This window comes from Variovorax boronicumulans, from assembly GCF_029892485.1.
Classification (GTDB): domain Bacteria; phylum Pseudomonadota; class Gammaproteobacteria; order Burkholderiales; family Burkholderiaceae_C; genus Variovorax; species Variovorax boronicumulans_B.
The window spans coordinates 53,923-76,884 of the sequence record NZ_JARXVG010000009.1; the positions used below are offsets into that span (position 1 = coordinate 53,923).

The 22,962-nt window shown below is 67.2% G+C and carries 21 protein-coding genes; 8 read left to right on the forward strand and 13 right to left on the reverse strand.

All coding sequences use genetic code 11. From position 1 onward, the window contains the following. The first annotated feature begins 109 nt into the window (after positions 1 to 109). The 6 genes from clpS (at position 110) to M2282_RS20555 (ending at position 6,479) form a co-directional block, all read left to right on the forward strand. Positions 110 to 469, forward strand: a complete 360-nt coding sequence (clpS, locus tag M2282_RS20530; protein ID WP_013541678.1) for an ATP-dependent Clp protease adapter ClpS — start codon at positions 110 to 112, stop codon at positions 467 to 469. A 67-nt stretch (positions 470 to 536) separates the two neighbouring features. Further along, positions 537 to 2,858, forward strand: coding sequence for an ATP-dependent Clp protease ATP-binding subunit ClpA (clpA, locus tag M2282_RS20535; RefSeq protein WP_280810613.1), 2,322 nt, complete (start codon positions 537 to 539; stop codon positions 2,856 to 2,858). A gap of 117 nt (positions 2,859 to 2,975) precedes the next feature. After that, complete coding sequence (gene cls / locus M2282_RS20540; RefSeq protein ID WP_280810614.1) at positions 2,976 to 4,421, forward strand: cardiolipin synthase; 1,446 nt, start codon at positions 2,976 to 2,978, stop codon at positions 4,419 to 4,421. After that, positions 4,422 to 5,861 (forward strand): exodeoxyribonuclease I, encoded by a 1,440-nt coding sequence (sbcB, locus tag M2282_RS20545; RefSeq protein WP_280810615.1) that lies wholly within the window; start codon positions 4,422 to 4,424, stop codon positions 5,859 to 5,861. 89 nt (positions 5,862 to 5,950) lie between these two features. Continuing rightward, positions 5,951 to 6,307: a DUF3574 domain-containing protein gene (locus M2282_RS20550; RefSeq protein WP_280810616.1), complete on the forward strand. Its 357-nt coding sequence runs from the start codon at positions 5,951 to 5,953 to the stop codon at positions 6,305 to 6,307. Between the two features lie 10 nt (positions 6,308 to 6,317). After that, positions 6,318 to 6,479, forward strand: coding sequence for a hypothetical protein (locus tag M2282_RS20555; protein ID WP_280810617.1), 162 nt, complete (start codon positions 6,318 to 6,320; stop codon positions 6,477 to 6,479). Here M2282_RS20555 and M2282_RS20560 read toward each other — a convergent pair. Continuing rightward, entirely contained in the window at positions 6,448 to 6,852 is a 405-nt protein-coding gene (locus tag M2282_RS20560; protein ID WP_280810618.1) for a GFA family protein, read from the reverse strand. The genes M2282_RS20555 and M2282_RS20560 overlap by 32 nt on opposite strands. Positions 6,853 to 6,916: 64 nt before the next feature. Next, positions 6,917 to 8,197, reverse strand: a complete 1,281-nt coding sequence (locus M2282_RS20565; RefSeq protein WP_280810619.1) for an amidohydrolase family protein — start codon at positions 8,195 to 8,197, stop codon at positions 6,917 to 6,919. Between the two features lie 138 nt (positions 8,198 to 8,335). Here M2282_RS20565 and cysC point away from each other — a divergent pair, with 138 nt between their 5' ends. Beyond that, positions 8,336 to 8,917: an adenylyl-sulfate kinase gene (cysC, locus tag M2282_RS20570; protein WP_280810620.1), complete on the forward strand. Its 582-nt coding sequence runs from the start codon at positions 8,336 to 8,338 to the stop codon at positions 8,915 to 8,917. A 50-nt stretch (positions 8,918 to 8,967) separates the two neighbouring features. Then, positions 8,968 to 9,801, forward strand: coding sequence for a hypothetical protein (locus M2282_RS20575; RefSeq protein WP_280810621.1), 834 nt, complete (start codon positions 8,968 to 8,970; stop codon positions 9,799 to 9,801). A 32-nt stretch (positions 9,802 to 9,833) separates the two neighbouring features. On the opposite strand, the gene M2282_RS20580 is transcribed toward M2282_RS20575, so the two are convergent. The 11 genes from M2282_RS20580 to M2282_RS20630 form a co-directional block, all read right to left on the reverse strand. Continuing rightward, complete coding sequence (locus M2282_RS20580; RefSeq protein ID WP_280810622.1) at positions 9,834 to 10,286, reverse strand: hypothetical protein; 453 nt, start codon at positions 10,284 to 10,286, stop codon at positions 9,834 to 9,836. 1 nt (position 10,287) lies between these two features. Beyond that, positions 10,288 to 11,211, reverse strand: a complete 924-nt coding sequence (locus M2282_RS20585; RefSeq protein ID WP_280810623.1) for an ABC transporter permease — start codon at positions 11,209 to 11,211, stop codon at positions 10,288 to 10,290. Positions 11,212 to 11,341: 130 nt separating this feature from the next. Next, positions 11,342 to 12,403, reverse strand: a complete 1,062-nt coding sequence (locus tag M2282_RS20590) for an ABC transporter permease (RefSeq protein WP_280810624.1) — start codon at positions 12,401 to 12,403, stop codon at positions 11,342 to 11,344. Then, positions 12,403 to 13,989, reverse strand: a complete 1,587-nt coding sequence (locus M2282_RS20595; protein WP_280810625.1) for an ABC transporter ATP-binding protein — start codon at positions 13,987 to 13,989, stop codon at positions 12,403 to 12,405. The genes M2282_RS20590 and M2282_RS20595 overlap by 1 nt, the downstream gene beginning before the upstream one ends. 136 nt (positions 13,990 to 14,125) lie before the next feature. Further along, positions 14,126 to 15,088, reverse strand: a complete 963-nt coding sequence (locus M2282_RS20600; RefSeq protein WP_280810626.1) for a 5'-methylthioadenosine/S-adenosylhomocysteine nucleosidase — start codon at positions 15,086 to 15,088, stop codon at positions 14,126 to 14,128. Further along, positions 15,085 to 17,814, reverse strand: a complete 2,730-nt coding sequence (locus M2282_RS20605; RefSeq protein WP_280810627.1) for a polysaccharide deacetylase family protein — start codon at positions 17,812 to 17,814, stop codon at positions 15,085 to 15,087. The genes M2282_RS20600 and M2282_RS20605 overlap by 4 nt, the downstream gene beginning before the upstream one ends. A 109-nt stretch (positions 17,815 to 17,923) precedes the next feature. Next, on the reverse strand, positions 17,924 to 18,925 hold the full coding sequence (locus tag M2282_RS20610; RefSeq protein WP_013541662.1) for a BMP family protein: 1,002 nt from the start codon (positions 18,923 to 18,925) through the stop codon (positions 17,924 to 17,926). Positions 18,926 to 18,997: 72 nt separating this feature from the next. Then, entirely contained in the window at positions 18,998 to 19,627 is a 630-nt protein-coding gene (gene upp, locus M2282_RS20615; protein WP_007837874.1) for a uracil phosphoribosyltransferase, read from the reverse strand. A 39-nt stretch (positions 19,628 to 19,666) separates the two neighbouring features. Further along, entirely contained in the window at positions 19,667 to 21,055 is a 1,389-nt protein-coding gene (locus M2282_RS20620) for a URC4/urg3 family protein (protein ID WP_280810628.1), read from the reverse strand. After that, positions 21,052 to 22,383, reverse strand: a complete 1,332-nt coding sequence (locus tag M2282_RS20625) for a GTP cyclohydrolase II (RefSeq protein ID WP_280810629.1) — start codon at positions 22,381 to 22,383, stop codon at positions 21,052 to 21,054. The genes M2282_RS20620 and M2282_RS20625 overlap by 4 nt, the downstream gene beginning before the upstream one ends. 94 nt (positions 22,384 to 22,477) lie before the next feature. Continuing rightward, on the reverse strand, positions 22,478 to 22,945 hold the full coding sequence (locus M2282_RS20630) for a DUF6152 family protein (protein WP_280810630.1): 468 nt from the start codon (positions 22,943 to 22,945) through the stop codon (positions 22,478 to 22,480). Between the last annotated feature and the right edge of the window lie 17 nt (positions 22,946 to 22,962).

The window sequence follows — 22,962 nt, forward strand, 5'->3', positions numbered from 1 at the left end:
TTTGCCGCCGTGTTGTCGGACGCGGCGCAAGCCCCTTGATTTGTCGAATACGCGCCACCAAGTCTTCTGGCGGCGGCACGGTGCTTGCACGCTCTATAGAATCTTTTTCATGGCAACGAGAATTCCCAAGACTCCCCCCACCCCTCCGGCCCAAAAACCGGCCGGGGATGACGGAGATTCGGTCGTTCTGGAGCGCCGGCCGCAGAAAACTGCGCCGCCCCAGATGTACCAGGTGGTCATGCTGAATGATGACTACACCCCCATGGAGTTCGTGATCGTGGTCCTGCAGGAATATTTCAGCAAGGACCGCGAAACCGCGACGCAGATCATGTTGAAGATCCACCTCGATGGCCGCGGCGTCTGTGGGGTTTATTCCCGCGACATGGCAGCCACTAAAGTGAATCAGGTCATGGAGGCGGCGCAGCAGGCTGGGCACCCGCTGCAATGTGTCAGTGAACCAGTTGCGTGAACCTGTTGAATTGCGCAAGCTCCAACCCATCTGAGAACTTATTTACAGCAAGGCAAAAGGAAATCACATGATTGCCCAAGAACTGGAAGTCAGCTTGCACATGGCCTTCGTCGAGGCCCGGCAGCAGCGCCACGAGTTCATCACCGTGGAGCATCTGCTGCTCGCTTTGCTGGACAACCCGAGCGCCGCAGAGGTTCTGCGCGCCTGCTCGGCCAACGTCGACGACCTTCGGGCGTCGCTCACCAACTTCATCAAGGACAACACGCCGCAAGTGGCGGGTACCGACGATGTAGACACCCAGCCCACGCTGGGTTTCCAGCGCGTGATCCAGCGCGCCATCATGCATGTGCAGTCCACCGGCAACGGCAAGAAGGAAGTCACCGGCGCCAACGTGCTGGTCGCGATCTTCGGTGAGAAGGACTCGCACGCGGTCTACTACCTGCACCAGCAGGGCGTGACCCGCCTGGACGTGGTCAATTTCATTGCCCACGGCATCAAGAAGAGCGATCCGCCAGAAGCCGTCAAGGGCAGCAGCGAAGCGCCTCAAGGTGAAGGCGAAGAGGGCGGCGGCGAACGCAACGAGAAGGCATCGCCGCTCGAGCAGTTCACGCAAAACCTCAACCAGCTCGCCAAGGACGGCAAGATCGATCCGCTGATCGGCCGCGAATACGAGGTCGAGCGCGTCATCCAGATCCTGTGCCGCCGGCGCAAGAACAACCCGCTGCTCGTGGGCGAGGCGGGCGTCGGCAAGACCGCGATCGCGGAAGGCCTGGCATGGCGCATCACCCAGGGCGACGTGCCCGAGATCCTCGCCGAGGCGCAGGTCTACTCGCTCGACATGGGCGCATTGCTGGCCGGCACCAAGTACCGCGGCGATTTCGAACAACGCCTGAAGGGCGTGCTCAAGTCGCTGAAGGACAAGCCGAACGCCGTGCTCTTCATCGACGAAATCCACACGCTGATCGGTGCAGGTGCAGCCTCGGGCGGCACGCTCGACGCGTCGAACCTGCTCAAGCCCGCGCTCTCGAGCGGCCAGCTCAAGTGCATCGGCGCGACCACGTTCACCGAGTACCGCGGCATCTTCGAGAAGGACGCGGCCCTGTCGCGTCGTTTCCAGAAGGTCGACGTGGTCGAGCCGACGGTGCAGGAAACCGTCGACATCCTGAAGGGCCTGAAGTCGCGCTTCGAGGAACACCATGGCGTGAAGTACGCGGTAGCCGCCCTCCAGGCCGCCGCCGAGCTGAGCGCCAAGTACATCAATGACCGTCACCTGCCCGACAAGGCCATCGACGTCATCGATGAAGCCGGTGCCGCCCAGCGCATCCTGCCGCCGAGCAAGCGCAAGAAGACCATCAGCAAGACCGAGGTCGAGGAAATCGTCGCGAAGATCGCGCGCATTCCCCCGGCCAACGTCAGCAACGACGACCGCAGCAAGCTGCAGACGATCGAGCGCGACCTCAAGAGCGTGGTGTTCGGCCAGGACAAGGCACTCGAAGTGCTGGCCTCCGCAGTCAAGATGGCGCGTTCGGGCCTGGGCAAGGGCGACAAGCCGATCGGCTCGTTCCTGTTCTCCGGTCCCACGGGCGTCGGCAAGACCGAAGCGGCCAAGCAACTTGCCTACATCATGGGCATCGAGCTGATCCGCTTCGACATGTCGGAGTACATGGAGCGTCACGCGGTGAGCCGCCTGATCGGCGCGCCTCCGGGCTATGTCGGTTTCGACCAGGGCGGTCTGCTGACCGAAGCCGTCACGAAGAAGCCGCATTCGGTGCTGCTGCTCGACGAAATCGAGAAGGCGCATCCGGACATCTTCAACGTGCTGCTGCAGGTCATGGACCATGGCACGCTGACCGACAACAACGGGCGCAAGGCCGACTTCCGCAACGTCATCGTCATCATGACGACGAACGCGGGCGCCGAGACCATGAACAAGGCGACCATCGGCTTCACCAACCCGCGTCAGGCGGGCGACGAAATGGGCGACATCAAGCGCCTGTTCTCGCCCGAGTTCCGCAACCGGCTGGATGCCATCGTCAACTTCAAGGCGCTCGATGAAAACGTCATCCTGCGCGTGGTCGACAAGTTCCTGCTGCAACTCGAAACGCAGCTGGCCGAGAAGAAGGTCGAAGTCACCTTCAGCGACAAGCTGCGCAAGCACCTGGCGAAGAAGGGCTTCGATCCGCTGATGGGCGCGCGTCCGATGCAGCGCCTGATCCAGGACACGATCCGTCGTGCACTGGCCGATGAACTGCTGTTCGGCCGCCTGACCGATGGTGGGCGCCTCGAAGTCGACCTCGACGACAAGGACGAAGTGCTGCTGGACATCCAGCCGTTGCCCAAGAAAGAGGGCAAGTCCAAGCCGGAAGCGGAAGAAGCCGCAACCGGTTGAGAAAACCGGGCATTCCGCGGCCGATGAGGCTGCGGAACCGCCTCCAAAGGCCGGTAGCATCGCGCTACCGGCCTTTTTCTTTGGGCCACTGAAACCCATCCACCCGCCTCCGTCACCTTGATCCTTCCCGTCCTCAGCCCCGAATGGAAAACCGGCCTCTCCCTCGCGTGGAGTGGCTACATCGCCGTGCTGTCGATCTGGATCGTGATGCAGAAGCGCGCGCCGGTGTCCACGATGAGCTGGATCCTCTCGCTGGCGCTGCTGCCGTTTGCAGGCTTCGTCGTTTATTACTTCCTCGGGCCGCAGCGACTGCGCAAGCAACGCATCAAGCGGCTGCGCAGCCGCGCCGGGGCCTCGTCGCAGGCCGACCTGGCCCGGCTGCGCGACGCGGCGCAGAACGCGCCACCGGCGCTGCAGCAGATGGCGCGGCTGGGTACCGCGGCCTGCGGGCTTCCGGTGTCGAGCGCATCCGATGTGGAACTGCTCTCGGGCGGCGCGCGCACCTTCGATTCGATCTTCGAGGCCGTGCGCACGGCAAAAGATCACATCCATCTCGAGTACTACATCTTCGAGCCCGACAAGATCGGCACCGCGCTGCGCGACCTCTTGGCCGAGCGCGCGAAAGAGGGCGTCGTCGTACGCCTGCTGCTCGATGCGCTGGGCTCCAAGCGCATCGGCCGCAAGTTCATGGCGCCGCTGCATGAGGCCGGCGTGAAGGTCGCGCTGTTCCATGACACCAAGATCGGCCGGCGCCTGCGCCCGGTGACCAACTACCGCACCCACCGCAAGATCGTGGTGTGCGACGGCCGCGTGGGCTTCACGGGCGGCGTGAACATCACCGACGAGGAAGACAAGCGCACCAACCCCGATGCGTACCACGATGTGCACCTGCGCATCGAGGGCAGCGCGGTGCGCTGGCTGCAGACCACCTTTCTCGAAGACTGGACCTATGCCACCGGCGAAGACCCGCGCGGCATGGACGACACGATGGCCGCCATGCTGCCGCAACTCGAAGCCGGCGACATTCCCGTGCAGATCGTGACCAGCGGCCCGGACAACGCGCTCGAAGCCATCCACCGCATGCACGTCGAGGCGATCCATTCGGCCACGCACCGCGCCTGGCTCACCACGCCGTACTTCGTGCCGGGCGAGCCCGCGTTGATGGCACTGACGAGCGCTGCATTGCGGGGTGTAGACGTGCGCCTGCTCGTGCCGCGCCGCAGCGATTCGGCCATCGTGAGTGCCGCCGCGCGTTCGTACTTCGACGAGCTGATCGCCGCAGGCGTGAAGGTCTGGGAATACAAGGCGCGGATGCTGCACTCCAAGACCTTGGTGGTCGATGACCATTGCGCGATGATCGGCACCGCGAATTTCGACAACCGCAGCTTCCGGCTCAACTTCGAGGTCTGCGCGGTGGTCTACGGCCCCGCGCTGGCCCGGCCGCTGGCGGCGCAGTTCGAGACCGACCTGCACAGTTCCGGGGCGGTGCGCGCCAACCGGCCACAGAATTTCTGGCGTCGCCTCGGCGATTCCATTGCGCGCTTGTTTTCACCCTTGCTCTGAATGAACCACACCTTTCTCTGGCACGACTACGAAACCTTCGGCGCGGTGCCGCGCCGCGACCGGCCCTCGCAGTTCGCCGCCATCCGCACCGATGCCGAGCTGAACGAAGTCGGCGAGCCGCTGATGATCTATTGCAAGCCCGCGCCGGACTACCTGCCCAGCCCCGAGGCCTGCCTGATCACCGGCATCACGCCGCAGGTGTGCCTGGAGCGCGGCATTCCCGAGCACGACTTTGCCGCACAGATCGAGCGCGCGTTCTCGCAGCCCGGCACCATCGGCGTGGGCTACAACACCATCCGCTTCGACGATGAAGTCACGCGCTTCTTGTTCTGGCGCAACCTGATCGACCCATACGCGCGCGAGTGGCAGAACGACTGCGGCCGCTGGGACCTGCTCGACGTGGTGCGCCTCACTTACGCGCTGCGTCCCGATGGCATCGAGTGGCCGAAGAAGGAAGACGGCAAGCCCAGCTTCAAGCTCGAAGACCTGGCGCGTGCCAACGGCCTGCTGCACGAGTCGGCGCACGATGCGCTCTCCGACGTGCGCGCGACCATCGCGCTGGCCCGGCTGATCCGCGACAGGCAACCGAAGCTGTTCGACTTCGCTTTCGGCCTGCACAGGAAGGATCGCGTCGCGAGCGAGCTCGGCCTGCCCGCGATGCGCGAAACCGCCAAGCCCTTCCTGCACGTCTCGGGCATGTTCCCGGTCGAACGCGGCTGCCTTGCTGTGATGTGGCCGCTGGCGAGCCATCCGACCAACAAGAACGAGCTGCTTGCCTGGGACCTTGCTCATGACCCAAGCGAGCTGCGCGACCTCGATGTCGAGACGCTGCGCCTGCGGCTCTTCACCCGCACGGCCGATCTGCCCGAAGGCGTGGTGCGCCTGCCGGTGAAGGGCATCCACCTCAACAAGTCGCCGATGGTGGTGGGCAACCTGCGCACGCTCGCGCCGCCGATGGCCGAGCGCTGGGGCGTCGACCTCGACACCGCGATGCGCCACGCCGCCATCGCGCGCGACCTGCCCGACATGAGCGCGATCTGGTCGCAGGTGTATGCGCGGCCGAAGGAGGCCACGCCCGATGTGGACGAAGACCTCTACGGCGGCTTCGTCGGCAACGCCGACCGCCGGCGCCTGAATCAGTTGCGCGGACTCTCGGCCGGCGAACTCGCCAAGGACCGCACCGGCTTCGACGATGGCCGCCTCGAAGAAATCGTGTTCCGCTACCGCGCGCGCAACTGGCCCGAATCGCTGGCGCCCGAGGAGACCGAACGCTGGGAGGCGCTGCGCGTGGCGCGCCTGTTCCATGGCGAGGGCGGGGTGCGCACCATCGAGCAGCTGTTCAGCGAAGTCGATGCGCTGTCCGAAACGGCGGACGAACGCGGCGAGGAGATCCTCGGCGCGCTCTACGAATACGCGGAAGCCATCGCGCCCGAGGCCTGAACGTTCATGGCACACGCTGCTCCCCGTGTCCGTTCGATGCTGGTCGCGCTCATGCTGACCGCGCTCGCGGCCTGCAGCGCTTGCCTTCCGTGCCAACGGCTGGCGGAACCTGCGGCACCGGCTTCGATGCCTTCGAGCGCGATACGCTCTTCTTCGGCCGCGCCATCCCCGCCGGCGGTCAGGTATCGGATGCGCAGTGGGCCAGCTTTCTCGACACCACCGTGACCCCCGCGTTCCCGCAAGGCCTCACGGTGCTCGACGCCGTCGGCCAATGGCGTGGCGCCTCGGGCGGCGTGGTGCGTGAACCCTCGAAGCTCGTCGTTCTGCTGCATCCGCGCAATGCGAAGGACGACGCGGCCATCGCCAAGATCATCGACACGTACCGCAAGAATTTCGGCCAGGAGGCTGTGCTGCAGGAAAGGCAATCGGTCTGTGTCCGCTTCTGAAGAAAGCTCCATGAAGGACCACAACATTGTGCGCCGCCTGACAGCCGCGGATGCCGAGCCGCAGGCCATTGCGCTCGATGGCGCGCTGCTGCCCAAGGTGCACATGTGGTGCGACCTCGAGAATGGCGGATCGGCTTGCGCTACTCGGTCGGCTGCGCCGGCAGCCCGCTGAGGTCTTGCGACCAGCCGAGCGCTGACCGGCACCACTGCTGGCGGCGCGGCGGCAACCGGTCGCGCTCCGCCATGCTGCCGATGCGCAGCGAGTAGGTGGGTGGCGGGTCGATGTCGGGGCTCGAAGCAATCGGCGTTCCGCAGTTCTCGCAGAAGCTCTGGCGGCGGCGCGTTCCGCTCTCGGCCGTCTTGACATAGACCTTGGGCTGGCCGGTCAGCAGGTGGAAGCTCTCGGCCGGCACCGGCGCCGAGACACGATAGGCCGTGCCCGAGAGGACCTGGCAATCGGCGCAGTTGCAAAGGCTGACCTTGTCGGGATCGACTTCGGCCTCGTAGGTGATCCGGCCGCAATGGCAGGCGCCGTGGACTTTCATGTCGGGTCTCTCCAGGAATCGTTCATCGGGTTCGCACCATCATTTCGCCCCGTTCATCATGGGCTCAAGCCTTGGGAATCATCCAACTGCTCGAGGGCGCCCGACCCGGCAGGTGCAGCGCTGCCGTGGCGGCCGGCGTTTCCGCCAGCAGCTGGCCCTTGCGAAAGACCTTGAGCCGCGTCGCCCGCAGCCGGATCGCTTCGACGGGATCACGCGCCTGCAGCAGCACGAAGCTCGCGTCGCAGCCGGGCTCTATGCCGTAGCGCTCCAGGTGCATCACGCGCGCGGCGTTCGTCGTCACCGCCTCGAAGCACTGGCGGATGCCGGCCTGGCTCGTCATCTGCGCGACGTGCAGGCCCATGTGCGCCACTTCGAGCATGTCGCCCGAGCCCATGCCGTACCAGGGGTCCATCACGCAGTCGTGGCCGAAGGCGACGTTCACGCCGGCCGCCACCAGTTCGGGCACGCGCGTCATGCCGCGGCGCTTCGGATACGTGTCGTGGCGGCCCTGCAGCGTGATGTTGATGAGCGGGTTTGCGATGACGGCCACGCCGCTTTGCGCGATGAGCGGCAGCAGCTTGCTCACGTAGTAGTTGTCCATCGAATGCATCGAGGTGCAGTGCGAGCCGGTGACGCGGCCCTGCAGGCCCAGTCGCTGCGCCTCGAAAGCGAGCGTCTCGATGTGGCGCGAGAGCGGGTCGTCGGACTCGTCGCAGTGCATGTCCACCAGCTTGCCGCGCTCGGCGGCCAGCTCGCACAGCAGCTTCACGCTGGCAGCGCCGTCGGCCATGGTGCGCTCGAAATGCGGAATGCCGCCGACCACGTCCACGCCCTTGTCGAGCGCGCGCGTGAGGTTCTCGACGCCGCCTTGGGAGCGCAGCACGCCGTCCTGCGGAAAGGCGACCAGCTGCAGGTCGATGTAGGGCGCGACCTGGCGCTTGACCTCGAGCAGCGCATCGACGGCGAGCAGGCTCGCATCGCTGGTGTCCACGTGCGTGCGGATGGCCAGCAGGCCCTTGGCCACAGCCCAATCGCAATAAGCCAGTGCGCGCTCGATCAGCGCATCGGCAGTGAGCAGCGGCTTGAGCTCGCCCCACAGCGCAATGCCTTCGAGCAGCGTGCCGCTCTCGTTGACGCGCGGCAGGCCGTAGCTCAGCGTGGCGTCCATGTGGAAGTGCGGGTCGACGAAGTGAGGGGCGAGCAGCAGGCCCTCTGCGTCCAGCTTCTCGTGCGCCGGGGCGTCCAGGCCTTCGGTGACCTCGGCGATGAGGCCGTCCTGCACGGCGATCGACATGCCGGTGCGGCCGTCGGGGAGGGTGGCGTTGGTGACCAGAAGATTCAACATCGGAGGATCTGCGTGGGTGTGTATTCGGAGAGCGAGAGGGCTCTAATTTTCAGCTCAGAAATCTTTACGCCCGGGAGACAAAACGCAAGAACATGCTACCTATCCTCGGATGCTTTGGTACCCCTTGTTTATCACTTCATGCGAATTGACGGCAATCCGGTAGCGCTGCAAAGACCGCGGGGTTCCGGATCATGCGTCATCTGGTTGACGGGCCTGTCGGGCGCGGGCAAGTCCACCATCGCCAGCAGCCTGCGCGAGCGCGCAATGGCACAGGGCATGCCGGTGGCCATCCTCGACGGCGACGACGTTCGGCGCGGCTTGAGCCAGGGCCTGGGGTTCGGCCATGCGGACCGCCGCGAGAACATCCGGCGGATGGCCGAAGTCGCCCGCCTGCTGAGCGACCAGGGGCTGGTGGTCATCGTTGCGGCCGTGTCTCCGATGCGGGAGCAGCGCGCGATGGCGCGCAAAATCATCGGCACGGCCTTTCGCGAAGTCCATGTGCGCGCCTCCCTGGCCGTTTGCGAGCAGCGCGACGTCAAGGGCCTGTATGCGCGTGCGCGCCGCGGCGAGGTTGCCAAGTTCACCGGTATCTCGGACATCTACGAGCCGCCGCTCCAGCCCGACCTGGTCATCGACACCTCGAGCTGCGAAGTCGCCCAGGCCGCAAGCAGCCTGATGTCCGCCTTCGGCACATGGAGCCTGCGCGACGGGAGAAGATGAAGAACCATTTGCTCATAGCGGGGACGGGCCGCGCAGGCACCACATTCCTGGTGCAGTACCTGGCCGCATGCGGCCTGGACACCCAGCTCGCCCACCAACAGCGCCCTGGCTACGATGAGGACGCCAATGCGGGCCTGGAAGACCTGCTCGTGGGCAATGCCGATGCGCCCTACGTGGTCAAGTCGCCCTGGCTGTACGAGTTCGCGGAACGCCTGCTGGCTGACCCCGAGACCGTGGTGGACGCGGTCGTCATTCCCATGCGAAGCATCGTCGAAGCTGCGACCAGCCGCACGGTCAACGAGCTGCGCGCGCGGCATGGCAACGCAGCGCTGCCCGACGATTGCACGCGATGGGAGACCTGGGCGGCAACGCCGGGTGGCATCGTCTATTCGCTCAATCCGATCGACCAGGCAAGGCTTCTCGCGCTGGGGTTTCATGAGCTCCTGCATGCGCTCGTGAGGCGGAACATTCCGGTCGTGCTGCTCGATTTTCCGCGGTTCATCGAGGATCCGGACTATCTCTACGAGGCCTTGCGCCCGACCCTCGGCGACAGGCTCGATCGCACCTCGGCCTTGCGGGCGCACGTGCGGACGGCCGAGCCGTCGAAGGTGCGCATCGGCAAGGAGCTGGCGGCCGATGGCGCGCCGGGCCGTGGCGTCGATCCCGGTGCAAGGCTGGCGGGCATTGAATTCCCGAGCCATGCAACGCTCGACAGGACCGCATTGAAGCGGGCGCTCGACAAGACGGCCATACGCAACGCGCAACTCGAAGAACACCTCGCCGCGATGCAGGCATCGCGTTCATGGCGCATCACGGCACCGCTGCGCGGAATGACGCGGCTGATGCAGAGGTTGCGGCGAGCGGCGACGCCTTCGGTTCCATAGAAGCGGTCGGAACCGCAGCAGCGGGCCGTGCTTCAACGCGTGCGTTGCGCCCTGTAGCGGTATTGCCCCGCCGCAGGCCCGACCTCGATCGTCACGCGCCGCAGCTTGTCGTCATGCCCGGATGCCGCCTTCGCCGTCACCACGATGCCGCGCGGCGTGGCGCGGCAGGTGATGTCGGTGAGTGCGACCTCGGCGTGGTCGTTGTCGAGTTCGGCGATGGCGACCGTGTGCTCGGCATGCAGGCCGCCGTTGGCATCGCGCCCCATCCACTGCACATAGAGGAACGACTGCGCGTACTGGTCGGCATGGACCACGCGGTAGGTGCCTTGGTGATCTTTCCCCCAGGTGCCGCACAGCTGTACCCAGCTGACCGAATCGGGCGTCTTGAAGGTGTCGTAGCTGTAGTCGCTGCCCAGCGCATTCGCGCCGGTGCTGCCGAGCGCGAGCATCGTGGCGAGCAGGGTGGCAGCGGTGGTCTTCATCATCTCAACGTTCCCCTTTGCGATATGGCTTCATCAGCGCCTGCGGATAACTGGCCTTGCGCGCCACCAGCACCAGCGCGAGGATCGACAGCAGGTACGGCAGCATCAGGTAGAGCTGGTAGGGCAGCACGGCGTCGCCCGATTGTTGCAGCCGCAGTTGCAGCGCGTCGAAGAAGGCGAACAGCAGCGCGCCCAGCAGGGCCTTGCCGGGCCGCCACGAGGCGAACACCACCAGCGCCACGCAGATCCAGCCGCGGCCGTTCACCATGTTGAAGAAGAAGGCGTTGAAAGCCGAGAGCGTGAGGAACGAGCCCGCCATGCCCATCAGCGCCGAGCCCGCGACGATCGCCCCGGTGCGCGTGGCCGCGACCGACACGCCCTGGCTCTCGGCCGCCTGCGGGTTCTCGCCGACCATGCGCAGCGCGAGCCCGAGCGGCGTGCGGTACAGCACCCAACCGACCGCGGGCACGAGCAAGAGCGCGAACAGCGTGAGCGCGGTCTGTGCGTTGAGGATGGGCACGGGCAGCCAGTCCATCGGCGCAAAGGGTGTGATGGTCGGGGGCGTGTTCACCTTCGGAAAGCTCACGCGGTAGCCGAAGTAGCTGAGCGACGTCGCGAGCAGCGTGATGCCGAGGCCGGAGACATGCTGCGAGAGCGCAAGTCCCACGGTAAGAAAGGCATGCAGCAGCCCGAACACCATGCCCGTGAGTGCCGCCACGCCGACGCTGACCCACAGCGGCGCCCCGGCGTACACCGCGAGCCATCCGGTGAAGGCGCCCGCGACCATGATCCCTTCGATGCCGAGGTTGAGCACGCCCGCGCGTTCGCACAGCAGCACGCCAAGCGTGCCGAGGATGAGCGGCGTGGCGATGCGCAGCACCGCAACCCAGAAGGCGGGGTTGGAAAGAATGTCCAGCAGGTCCGTCATGGCGAATTTCTCCCTCCCCTCCCGGGGGAGGGTTGGGGTGGGGGCAAGCGGCGCTCGCATTGGAGTCCGATGCCCCCATCCCGGCCTTCCCCCGGGAGGGGAAGGAGCAAGACCGGGGAGAGGCGTGCCGTCATTTGAGTCGCACCCGGTACTGCGTCAGCAGCGTTGCCACCAGCACCGCGATCAGCGAGGCCGCGACGATCACGTCGGCGATGTAGGTCGGCACGCCCACCGCGCGGCTCATGGTGTCGGCGCCGACCAGCACGCCGGCCACGAACACGCCCGCAGCGATCACGCCCAGCGGGTGCAGGCCGGCCAGCATCGCGATCACGATGCCGGTGTAGCCATAGCCCGGCGACATGTCGAGCGTGACGTAGCTGGTGCGGCCCGCCACCTCGATGGCACCGGCCAGCCCGGCCAGCGCGCCCGAGAGCAGCGCCACCATCACCACGGTGCGCGTGACCGGCACGCCGGCGAACGCGGCGGCGCGTGCATTGGCGCCGACCGCGCGGATGTCGAAACCCAGCACCGTGTACTTGAAGATCGCCCACACGATCACCGCGAGCGACACCGCCCAGAGCAGCCCGGTGTGCACGCGCGTCTGGGCGATGAGCTTGCCGAGTTCTAGGTCTGGCTGCAGCGACACGCTCTGCGGCCAGCCCATGGCGGTCGGGTCTTTCATCGGCCCGTCGAGCAGGGCCGAGACGCCGAGCAGCACGATGAAGTTGATCAAGAGCGTGGTCACCACCTCGTCGACGCCGAGCTTGTTCTTCATGAGCGCCGGGCCGAGCAGCAGCAGGGCGCCGGCCACGGCGGCGGCCAGCATCATCAGCGGGAACAGCACCCACGGCGAGAGTTCGAAGCCCGTGCCGCCATGCATGCCGCCCACGGCCACGGCAGCGAGGGCGCCGGCGAACAGTTGCCCCTCCGCGCCGATATTGAAGAGCCGCGCCTTGAAGGCGACCGTCGCGGCCAGTCCGGTGAGGATCAGGGGGATCGCGCGCGTGAGCGTTTCGCTCCATGCGAACACAGAGCCGAAGCCGCCCTGCAGCAGCAGCGCGTAGGTGCGGCCGACCGGCGCGCCGGCCCACAGCACGAGCAATGCGCTCACGACCATGGTGAAGACGACGGCGCCGATGGGCGCCAGCACCAGTGCGGCGCGCGAGGTTTCGTGGCGTCGTTCGAGCCGCATCATGGCGCGCCTTTCGTGGTGGCGCCAGCCATCGCCAGCCCGATGGCTTCGCGCGTCCAGGCCGCGACCGGGCGCGCTTCGCCGAGATGGCCGCCATGCATCACGGCCACGCGGTCGCCAAGGGTGAGCACTTCGTCGAGATCGTCGGAAATCACCAGCACCGCCGCGCCGGCATCGCGCGCGGCGATGAGTTGCTGCTGCACATAGGCGACCGCGCCGATGTCCAGGCCCCACGTCGGCTGGTGCGCGACGATCAGGCGCGGCGCGCGGTTCGGGTACTTCTTGTTGTCGCTGCCTTTGGTTTCTTCCGCCTGCTCGGGCGCGAGCAGGGCGCGCCCCAGGATCAGTTTCTGCATGTTCCCACCGGAGAGCGAGCGGGCCGGTGCCATGAGCCCGGCGCCGCGCACGTCGAATGCCTTTTCGATGCGCCGGGCATGCAGCCGCGCGGCAGCACGCCGCACGAACACGGACCAGCGCGAGAACACCGGGCTGCGCAGCCGCTCCGACACTGCGTTCTCCCACACCGGCAGGTCGCCCACCACGCCGACCGCATGCCGGTCTTCGGGAATGCGCGCCACGCCGCGCTGCACCAGCCGGGCAGGCGAGGGTGGCAATGCGCGGCCCATCAATTGGGCCGTACCGGAGACGGCGCGGCGCGTGCCGCACAGCAATTCGGCCAGCGCCACCTGCCCGTTGCCCGAAACGCCCGCGATGGCGGTGATTTCACCGGCGCGCAGCGTGAGCGACACCTCGCGCAGCCGGTCCTGCCCACCGCCCTTGGCGGACGCGGTGCTCACATGGTCAAGCACGCAGACCGCGTCGCCCACTGTCTTGGCGGGCCGTCGCTGCGGCGCTTCGACCGCATGCCCGACCATCCACAGCGCGAGCTGCGCCTGCGTGGTGTCGGCCGTGCGCGCCTCGGCCACGAGCTTGCCGCCGCGCAGCACGGCGACGCGGTGCGACACGCGCAGCACTTCGCCCAGCTTGTGGCTGATGAAGATCACCGACAGGCCCTGCGCCACCATCTGCGCGAGCGTGGCGAAAAGCGCCTCGCTTTCCTGCGGCGTGAGCACGGCGGTCGGCTCGTCGAGGATCAGGATGCGCGCGCCGCGGTACAGCGCCTTGAGGATTTCCACGCGCTGGCGTTCGCCGACCGAGAGGCTGCCGATCTTCGCGTCGGGCTGTACCGGCAGGCCGAAGCGCTGTGCGACTTCGAGCAGCCGCGCGAGGGCTGCGGCGCGGCGCGACACCGGGCGCCACAGCGGCTCGGTCCCCATCATCACGTTGTCCAGCACGCTGAGGTTGTCGGCCAACGTGAAGTGCTGGTGCACCATGCCCACGCCCGCGGCGAGTGCGGCCTTGGGGTTGCCGGGCGGCAGCGGCGCGCCGAACGCCTCGATGCTGCCTTCGTCGGCGACGTAGTGGCCGAACAGGATCGACATCAGCGTCGACTTGCCCGCACCGTTCTCGCCGAGCAGCGCGAGCACTTCGCCGGCCTTCAGGTCGAGGGAGATGGCGTCGTTCGCGACGAGGGTGCCGAAGCGCTTGGTGATGCCCTGGAGGCGGAGGACGGTCGCGTGGGTCATGAAGGTCTTGCTCCTTCCCCTTCCGGGGGAAGGCTGGGATGGGGGCAAGCGGCGCCCGCAACACCACCGTGATCGATCGAGGGCCGCGGGCCCCCACCCCAACCCTCACCCGGAAGGGGAGGGAGAAAAACCAGCATCACTTCCACGCAGCCAGGAACGCCAGCATGACCTTGGCCGAGTTGTCGGCCGCGATGCCCATGAAGGTGCCCATCTCGTTCTCGCCGTCGCCGCCGCCCGCGAGGTCGCTGAGCGAGCGGAAGGCGATGTACGGCACGCCGTTGCTGTAGGCCACCATGCCCACGGCGGCGGTTTCCATGTCGAGCACGTTGGCCTGGAAGGTCTTGAAGGTGTATTCGCGGAAGGCCTTGTTGTCCATGAAGGCCTGGCCCGAGACGCCGTTGCCACCGATCACCAACTGGGGCTTGCGCGCGAGGCACTTGCCGGCGCTGCAGTTCGCCAGGTCGACGGTGCGGATGCTGCGGGCCGTCTCGAGCATCTTCGGATCGACCTCGAACCAGAACTTGCGCTCGATCTCCGGCCTGGCGGCCGAGCGGACCTCGACCGGACGCGGATGCACCATCCCGAAGTTGGGGAAGGTGGCGTCCTTGATGAAGGGCGGCGCGGTGTACTTGCCGGGCGCGGTTTCGCGCGCCATCAGCACCTCGAGGTACTGGCCCCATTGCGCGGGCACCGTCACGTCGCCGACGTGCAGCGACGGGTTCACGCCGCCCGCGATGCCGCTGAACACGATGCCGGCGACGCGAAAACGGTTGAGCACGAGCTGCGTGTTCATCGTCGCATTCGTCATGCTGATGCCCGAGAGGAACAGCACGACCGGCTTGCCTTCGAGCGTGCCGGTGGTGAACTCGACGCCGTTCACGCTGTGCTTCGCAGGCCCCTGCAGGCGCGCGAGCAGCAGCTTGAGCTCGGGCTCGAAAGCGGAGATCACCGCGATGCGCGGGGTGTCGTCCAGCCGGGTGCTGCTGTTGATGCTGACGCCGGTGCCCTTGTAGACACCGACGCAGCCCGCGAGCAGCACGCCGAGCACGGCGGCAAGAAGGGGGGCGCGGAGGCGCCGCAGAAAAGAGGTGTGGGTCATGAGTTGGGCGGTAGTTGAGGACGGTGCGCGGCGTCGGGTGCGGCAATCCACGCCTGCAGCGCCGCCACGCGCGGATGCCTGGGCGCGAGGCCGACGAAGGTCGTGTAGGCCGCAAGTGCCTTGGGGTCGTTGCCGGCCTGCAGGTGCGCATCGCCCAGGTTCAGGTAGGCGAGGGCGCGGCTGCCGTCCATGTCGATCGCCTGCTCGAACCAGCGCGCGGCCTCGGTCGGCTTGCCGCGCTTGAAGTACACGAAGCCCAGGTTGTTGGCCGCGAGCGCAAAGCGCGGCTGCAGCTTCAGCGCCTCGGTGAACGCGGCTTCGGCCTCGTCGTAGCGGCGCTCGCGGTACAACTGCAGGCCGCGGTCATTGGCGCGCTGGGCGGCCACGCGCGGTGCCAGCGGTGCCGCGGCCGGCATGGTCAGCTTGGCGTCGGTGCCGTCCAGGTTCTTCACCACCACTTCGACGGCAGCGGCCGCGCCGGGCTTGGGCGCCGCGGCGGCATGAACGGCCTGCTCGTTGGCCTCGTCGATGCGCTTGTTGACCCGGCTGGCGGCGGCATCGAGCTGCACGCTGTCGCCGCTGAGGCCTTCGCGCTCGACGGGCAGCGCGAACACGAATTCGCCGCCCTCCGAACCCGGCAGGCTGCCGAATGCCGGCGTCTGCCGCGCGATGGCCGAGACCGCAGGCGCCACATAGGCCGCGAGCTCGGTGCCGGTGATCACGCCGTCGCCGTTGAGGTCGGCCTTGCCCGACAGCGCCTGCAGCATCGTCCAGGTAAAGACCGAATGGCCGCCCGGGCCGTCGTCGGCCACCTGCTGGTCGGCGCCGCCGGCGGTGATCATCTGGCGGCCGATGCGGCGCGCGTTGTCGGTCAGGAAGTTCCTGCTGCCCTGCGGTGCACCGCCGCGCGTGAGGCCCAGGCCCGAGTAGCAGGCGTCCACCATGAACAGCACGTGCTTGGCCGACAGCGCCTCGGCCACCTCCTGCAGCTGCGGCATCGAGATGGCGTCGGCCGGCAGGTTGTCGAGCGCCGCATCGACCGGGACGATGTAGCCCACGTCGCGTCCGCTCGCGAGCTTGCGGGTGCTGCCGTGGCCGGCAAAGAACACCAGCACGCGGTCGTCGCGCTTCACGCGCTTGCCGTCGGTCAGCTTCTCGTTGAGCGTGCGCAGGATGTTGGCGCGCGTGGCCTCGCCGTCGTAGAGCGCCGTGACGTTCTCGGGCTTGAAGCCGAAGCGCGTGACCAGCATCTGCTCCATGGCCTTGGCGTCGAGCACCGCATGGTGCAGGCCGGGCCACTGGGCGTACTTGTCGATGCCGATCACCAGCGCGTGGCTCTCGCGGTAGAGCGTGTCGCCAGCGGCGGCAACGCCGTCGTCGGGTGGCAGCCGCTTGGGCGCATTGACGACGAACTTGCCGTCGCGCCAGGTGGCGAAGCGATAGCCGTCTGCCACCAGCTGGTCGAGTACCGTGGGCAGCGCCTGCACGGTGCGGCCCTGGATGTCGTGGAACAGGATCACGCCGCGCTTGGCCTTGTCGACCTCGGCCAGCACGCGGTCGGCGATCGACTTGGGCACCGGGTCGGCCCAGTCCATGGAGTCGACGGTCCAGAGCATCGAGCGCAGCTTGAGCGCTTCGACCGTGCTGAGCTTGTCTTCGTTGCGCGCGCCGTAGGGAAAGCGGAACAGCGTCGATTGCGTGCGGCCGGTAGCGTCGAGCAGCGCCTCGGTTTCGGTGGCCTCGTTGCGAACCGCGTCGTCGCTCATCTTGGCCATCATGCTGTGGCTGAAGCTGTGGTTGGCCAGCACATGGCCCGCGGCCAGCACGCGCTTTGCCACCGCGCCGTTGGCGCCGAGCTGGGCCTTGCCCTGTGCATCGAGCTTGCCGAGGTTCTGGCCGAGCTCGAAGAAGATGGCCGGCGCGTCGTAGCGCTTCAATATGTCGAGGATTTCGTCGGTGTGCCTGGCGTGCGGGCCGTCGTCGAAGGTCAGCACCACGGTTTTCGGGGGCAGCGAGGTACCGAAGATCTCGCGTGCGTCGCCGCCTTCCTTGTCCTTGGCACTGCCCGCGGGCTGGGTGTAGGGAACGATGGCGCCGAAGTCCTTGAGGATCTGTTCTCGCGAATACAGGCCCTGGAGCTTGGCCACGTAGTCGGCCCACTTCTCGCGCTTGGGTTCGATGCCGCGTTGCGCGAAGCGGCCGAACACGTCCTTGAGTTCGCGGTCGTAGGCCTGCTCGATTTCGGCAAGCACGGCCAGATCTTCGCTCGCGCGGCGGCCCAGCTTGAGCCCGGACAGCGACTGCGCCCGGCCATAGCGCGTGCTCAATTCGCCGAGGAATTCCTTGAACGCGAGGCGGTCGGCGTCGAACCAGCTCGGCTCGCTTTCGATGCGGTCCAGGAGCGCATTCAAGGCCGGCACCGTGGCAGGGTCGGTGGCCTCGCCGGCCTGGGCGATCAGCGCGCGCTGGCGCTCCTGCATGTCATGAAACAGCAACTGCCCGACCGCGCTGACGGCGCGCTTCTCGGCGGCGCCGAGTGCGCGCTCGCCGGTCATCAGCACGATCATCTGCCGGTGCGCAGCGAGCAGGGCGTCGGCACGCTCCTGCAACGCGGCCGGGATGCCGACCGGTGCCGCGACTGCGGACGCAGCGGGCGCCGAGGCTGCCGCGGCGGGTGCAGAGGCTGCCGCAGCGGGGGGCGCAGCAGCTTCTGCGGGCGCCGCCACGCTCGCCGAGTCCGGTTGGCATGCTGCGAGCCCGAGCACCAGCGCTGCAACGGCGAAACCATGGCTTGCGCTTCGCCATCGCGCGAGATTCACATGCATCCGGGGTTGCCTACTTCGCGGTGGATTTGGGCTGGCCGTCATCCACCTTCACGGTGAACTTGCCCGAGAGAATGTCGGCCTGCCTGGCCTTCACCTTCGCGACGATGTCGGCCGGCACCTTCTTCTCGAACGTGCCGAGCGGCGCGAGCTCCGAGCCCTTGTGCTTCATCTGCGAATAGACGCCGTAGTCTTCCGCCGCGAACTTGCCTTCCTTCACGAGCTTGATCGCGCGGTCGGCCGAAGGCTCGAAGTTCCACAGGGCCGAGGCGACCACCGTGTCGGGGTACTGGCTCTGCGTGTCGATCACGTTGCCGATGGCGAGCTTGCCCTTTTCCTTGGCCGCATCCGAGACGCCGAAGCGCTCGGCGTACATCACGTCTGCGCCCTTGTCGATCATCGCGAAGGCCGCTTCCTTGGCCTTGGGCGGATCGAACCAGCTGTTGATGAAGCTCACGCTGAACTCGACCTTCGGGTTCGTTTCCTTCGCGCCGGCCATGAATGCGTTCATCAGACGGTTGACCTCGGGAATCGGGAAGCCGCCGACCATGCCGATGCGGTTGCTCTTGGTCATTCCACCGGCCACCATGCCGCTCAGGTAAGCCGGCTCCTGGATGTAGTTGTCGAACACGCTGAAGTTGGGCGCCTGGGGCTTGAGCGACGAGCCCATCAGGAAGGCGACCTTGGGAAAATCCTTCGCGACCTTGCGCGCTGCCGCTTCCACGCCGAACACCTCGCCCAGGATCAACTGGTTGCCGCCCGTGGCGTACTCGCGCATCACGCGTTCGTAGTCGGCGTTGCTCACGTTCTCGGTGGCCTTGTATTCGATCTCGCCGCGCGCCTCGGCGGCCTTGAGCGCCTTGTGGATGCGACCCACCCATTGCTGTTCGAAGGGCACGGTGTACACCGCCGCCACCTTGAGCTTGGCCTGCGCAAGCGCGATGCCCGGCGCGCCGGCCGCAAGTGCTGCGGCGATGGCGACGGAACGAATGATCAACTGACGGCGTGCTGTCACGGTGCTTCTCCTCGAGGTATGGAAATCTTCTTGTCGCTGCCCGAGGGTCAGCGTGTGCTGGCCGCCGGGGCCTTACTTCGTGCCGAAGATGCGGTCGCCCGCGTCGCCGAGGCCCGGCAGGATGTAGCCGTGGCTGTTCAACTCGCGGTCGATTGCGGCGGTGTAGATCGGTACATCGGGGTGCGCCTTCTGCATCGTCGCCACGCCTTCGGGGCAGGTCAGCAGGCACACGAACTTGATCGACTTCGGGTTCAGCTCCTTCAGGCGCTCGACCGCGGCAACGGCCGAGTTGCCGGTGGCCAGCATCGGATCGACCACGATCACGTCGCGGTTCTCCATCTCGCCGGGCATCTTGAAGTAGTACTCGACGGCCGTGAGTGTCTTGGGGTCGCGGTACAGGCCGATGTGGCCGACGCGGGCGCCGGGCACCACGGTCAGCATGCCGTCCAGGATGCCGGTGCCGGCGCGCAGGATGGACACCAGCACCAGCTTCTTGCCGTCGATGACCTTGGCCTGCATGGTCTCCAGCGGGGTTTCGACCTCGATGTCCTGCATCGGCATGTCGCGCGTGACCTCGTAGGCCATGAGCATGCTGATTTCATTGAGGAGCCGGCGAAAGCTGTTGGTGGACGCATCCTTGCGGCGCATCAGCGTGAGCTTGTGCTGGACGAGGGGGTGGTTGACGAGGTGGACGTTGCTCATTGGAATTTTTTCTGGCGTTGCCGAAGTGAACCCGGGAGTCTAAAAGACGGTGCCGTCGCTCTCGATCAGAAGTGGTGGCGCTCCATCACGCAAGCGTTGTGCCAGCGCCCGCCCCGCCGCCCAGGTACCGCCTTCGAGCACGCAGGCCAGGGGCAGCTCTTCCTCGGTGCGGTCGAGCACCTTGCGCACGCGTGGCGCCACCTCGTCGAGCAGCGCCACGGTGAGCGCACGCCATTCGACGATGAACTCGTCACCGGCCTTCCAGCGGCGGGTGAGGAAGGCGGCATCTTTCGGCACGATCACGCCGCTGTCGATCAAGAGGCCGCCGTTGCGGTACTCGGGCAGGGCGGTGAGCGCGTCGAGGTGGCGCACCTTCACGCCGGCCCATTCGAAGGGTTCGAGCAGCGAGTAGGTGAGCCACTGCGATAGCTTGTGAAAGGGCATCCAGCCGTTGGTGAGACCGGGACCGCGTACCGCGCTGTGGCGCCAGCAGTCGCCCAAGGCCAGCGCGGGGTCGCCCGAGCCGATGCCGCCAGCGTTGTCGCTGCCGTCGATGGCGATGCTGTCCACCGCATTGGCCGAGGGCCAGATGCGCGAGAGCGTCTCCAGCAGCAGCGAGAGGATCTGGTGCGCGGTGATCTCCGCCGTGGGCGGCGCGGCCGGGCCCAAGGGGCCGATCAGCGCATCGAACAGGCCGCCCGGCCGGCCGTCGTCGCCGAAGTATTCGGGCTGCTCTGTCATCGCCTCGCCGAGCCGGCGCAGCAGCGTGGCGCGGCCTGAAAGGCCCACCAGCGGATTGACGTCGCTGACCTGGAAGGCGTCGCCGAGCCGGTCGGTCACCAGTCCCTTGAGCCCGGCCGCGTCGACCTGCAGCGGATGGTCGGGGTTGGACGAGAAGAGTCCGCTCGTGAAGGCATGGAAGCTCGCAATGCCCAGGCCTTCCGAACGCGTGTAGCGCTCGCCGGTGGCCGGCTCGGTGTAGTGCCAATCGGGGCCGGCGCCAGCGTCGAGGAGCACGCTCACCAATACAAGGTCGATGTGCGCGCGGGCGCGCTGCCGGGCGTCGATGCCTTTGCCGAGCAGCTGATCGAGTTGCTTCAGGCGATCGACGCCGCCGGCCTCGAAGTGGCGCCAGCGGCTGTGGTACGGGATCGTGTCCCACGGATAGCGCTCGCGCGTGACCTCGGCCACCGTGCGCGCCGCATCTTCGAGCGCGTCGTCGCTGCCGATGCGGAACCACTGCGATTCGCCGCGGCGCGCGCGCGCCAGCAGGGCAGCCGCACGTTCGCGGATGGCGGCGGTGGTGCGCAGCAGCGAGGCTGCGGCGGCCGGGTGGGCCGTGTCCACGGCGAATTCGATGGATGGGTCGACGGCGGTGGCACCGCCCGGCGTCCTGGAAAGCTTGTCGTCGTTGTTGCTGCTGCTCATTCGCTCAGTCCCCGGCCCTTGGCCTTCTTGAGTTCCTCGGCGTCCGGCACCGGGCCGGGCGTGAAGTAGCCGGCGGCCATCTTGGCGTCCATCTCGACGCGGGCGTCCGCCGGGATCAGTTCATCGGGAATGTTCACGCGCTCGCCGATCTCGATGCCCGAGCCGGTGATCGCGTCGAACTTCATGTTGCTCATCGACACGAGCCGATGGATCTTCTTGATGCCCAGCCAGTGGAAGACGTCGGGCATCAGCTCCTGGAAGCGCATGTCCTGCACGCCGGCCACGCATTCGGTGCGCGCGAAGTACTGGTCGGCCGTGTCGCCCCCCACTTGCCGCTTGCGGGCGTTGTAGACGAGGAACTTGGTCACTTCGCCGAGCGCGCGGCCTTCCTTGCGCGAGTAGGCGATGAGCCCCACGCCGCCGCGTTGCGCGCCCTGGATGCATTCCTCGATCGCGTGCGTGAGGTAGGGGCGGCAGGTACAGATGTCGGAGCCGAACACGTCCGAGCCGTTGCACTCATCGTGGATGCGCGCGGTGAGCTCCACCTCGGGGTTGGCCAAGTCGCGCGGGTTGCCGAAGATGTAGAGCGTCTGCCCGCCGATGGGCGGCAGGAACACCTCCAGGTCGGAGCGCGTGACGAGCTCGGGATACATGCCGCCCGTCTCCTCGAAGAGCGTGCGGCGCAGGTCGGTTTCGGAGCAGCCGAAGCGGCGCGCAACCTCGGGGAGATACCACACGGGTTCGATGGCCGCCTTGGTCACCATCGCGGCGCCGCCCGCCGTGAGGAAGTGGCCGTCGGCCTTCAGGCGCCCGCTTTGCAGCGCCTCGATCACCTCGGGCAGTATCACGTGGGCCTTGGTGATCGCGATGGTCGGACGGATGTCGTAGCCCGCGGCCAACTCGGTGGAGAACGCATCGGCCACCAGCGCCCCCCAGGGGTCGAGCGAGACGATGCGGCCCGGCTCGCCCCACTGCGGATAGGGGCCGATCACATCGGTGGGCGACGTGTTGGTGAGGTCGGCCTTGTGCTCGCGCTTCAAGGCGCCGGACGCCACCGCGAGCGCGCGGTACACGCTGTACGAGCCGCTGTGCGTGCCGATGACGTTGCGGTGCGCGCGTTTGGTTGTGGTGCCGACCACGGGGCCGCGCTCGGTGGCGGTGGCCGCGCCCCACTGGATCGGCAGTGCGCCGAAGCCGCCGGCATGCGAGGTCAGGCGGATGTGGCCGGTCGAGGAGGAAGGGTGCAGCGGAGGGAAAGGCTGGAGAGGCGAAAGCGGCGTGGTGCCAGCCGGCAGTGCGGAAGGGATCTCGGTGCTATCTACGGACATTGCAGGCCCTCAAAAAATGCAATGTACCGATCACGCGTGCGGCTGGCAAGCCGGGGCGGACCATGCCCCGCGTTCGTCGAACGGCGCGTGGTGCTCAGGCCGGCGAGGAGCGCAGGCCGTAGGTCTTGCCGCCGACGAACAGGTATTCGGCGCGCAGCACGGCCTCGCCTTTCTCGCCGGTGAAGGTGAAGCCGAGCACACCCACCTGGGTGCCTGGCTTGATCTCTTCGACGCCCCAGGCCTGCAGGCGCGTGAGGGGCGCGAGCTCGACCTGCCATTTACGGTCGCGCCGTGTCGGCAGTTGCGCCTTGGCCAGGAGCGCCGGGCCGTCGACCGATGTGGTCTGTCTGGGCAACGCGCGTTGCTTCAGGTCGGCGGGCAGCGTCGGGTTGTCGGGCAGCTCGAGCTCCAGTTCGCCGTGCGGGTTGCGCCACAGGACCTTGGTCGCGCGTCCCTCCAGGTACAGCGGGCGTTCCTGGTCGAAGCTGCTCCATCCATGGTGGGCCCAGGCGGGCAATGCGAGGCTCGTCGAGGCGGCAACGAAAAGGCGTCTTTGCATCATCCCGGTCTCCTTCGGTT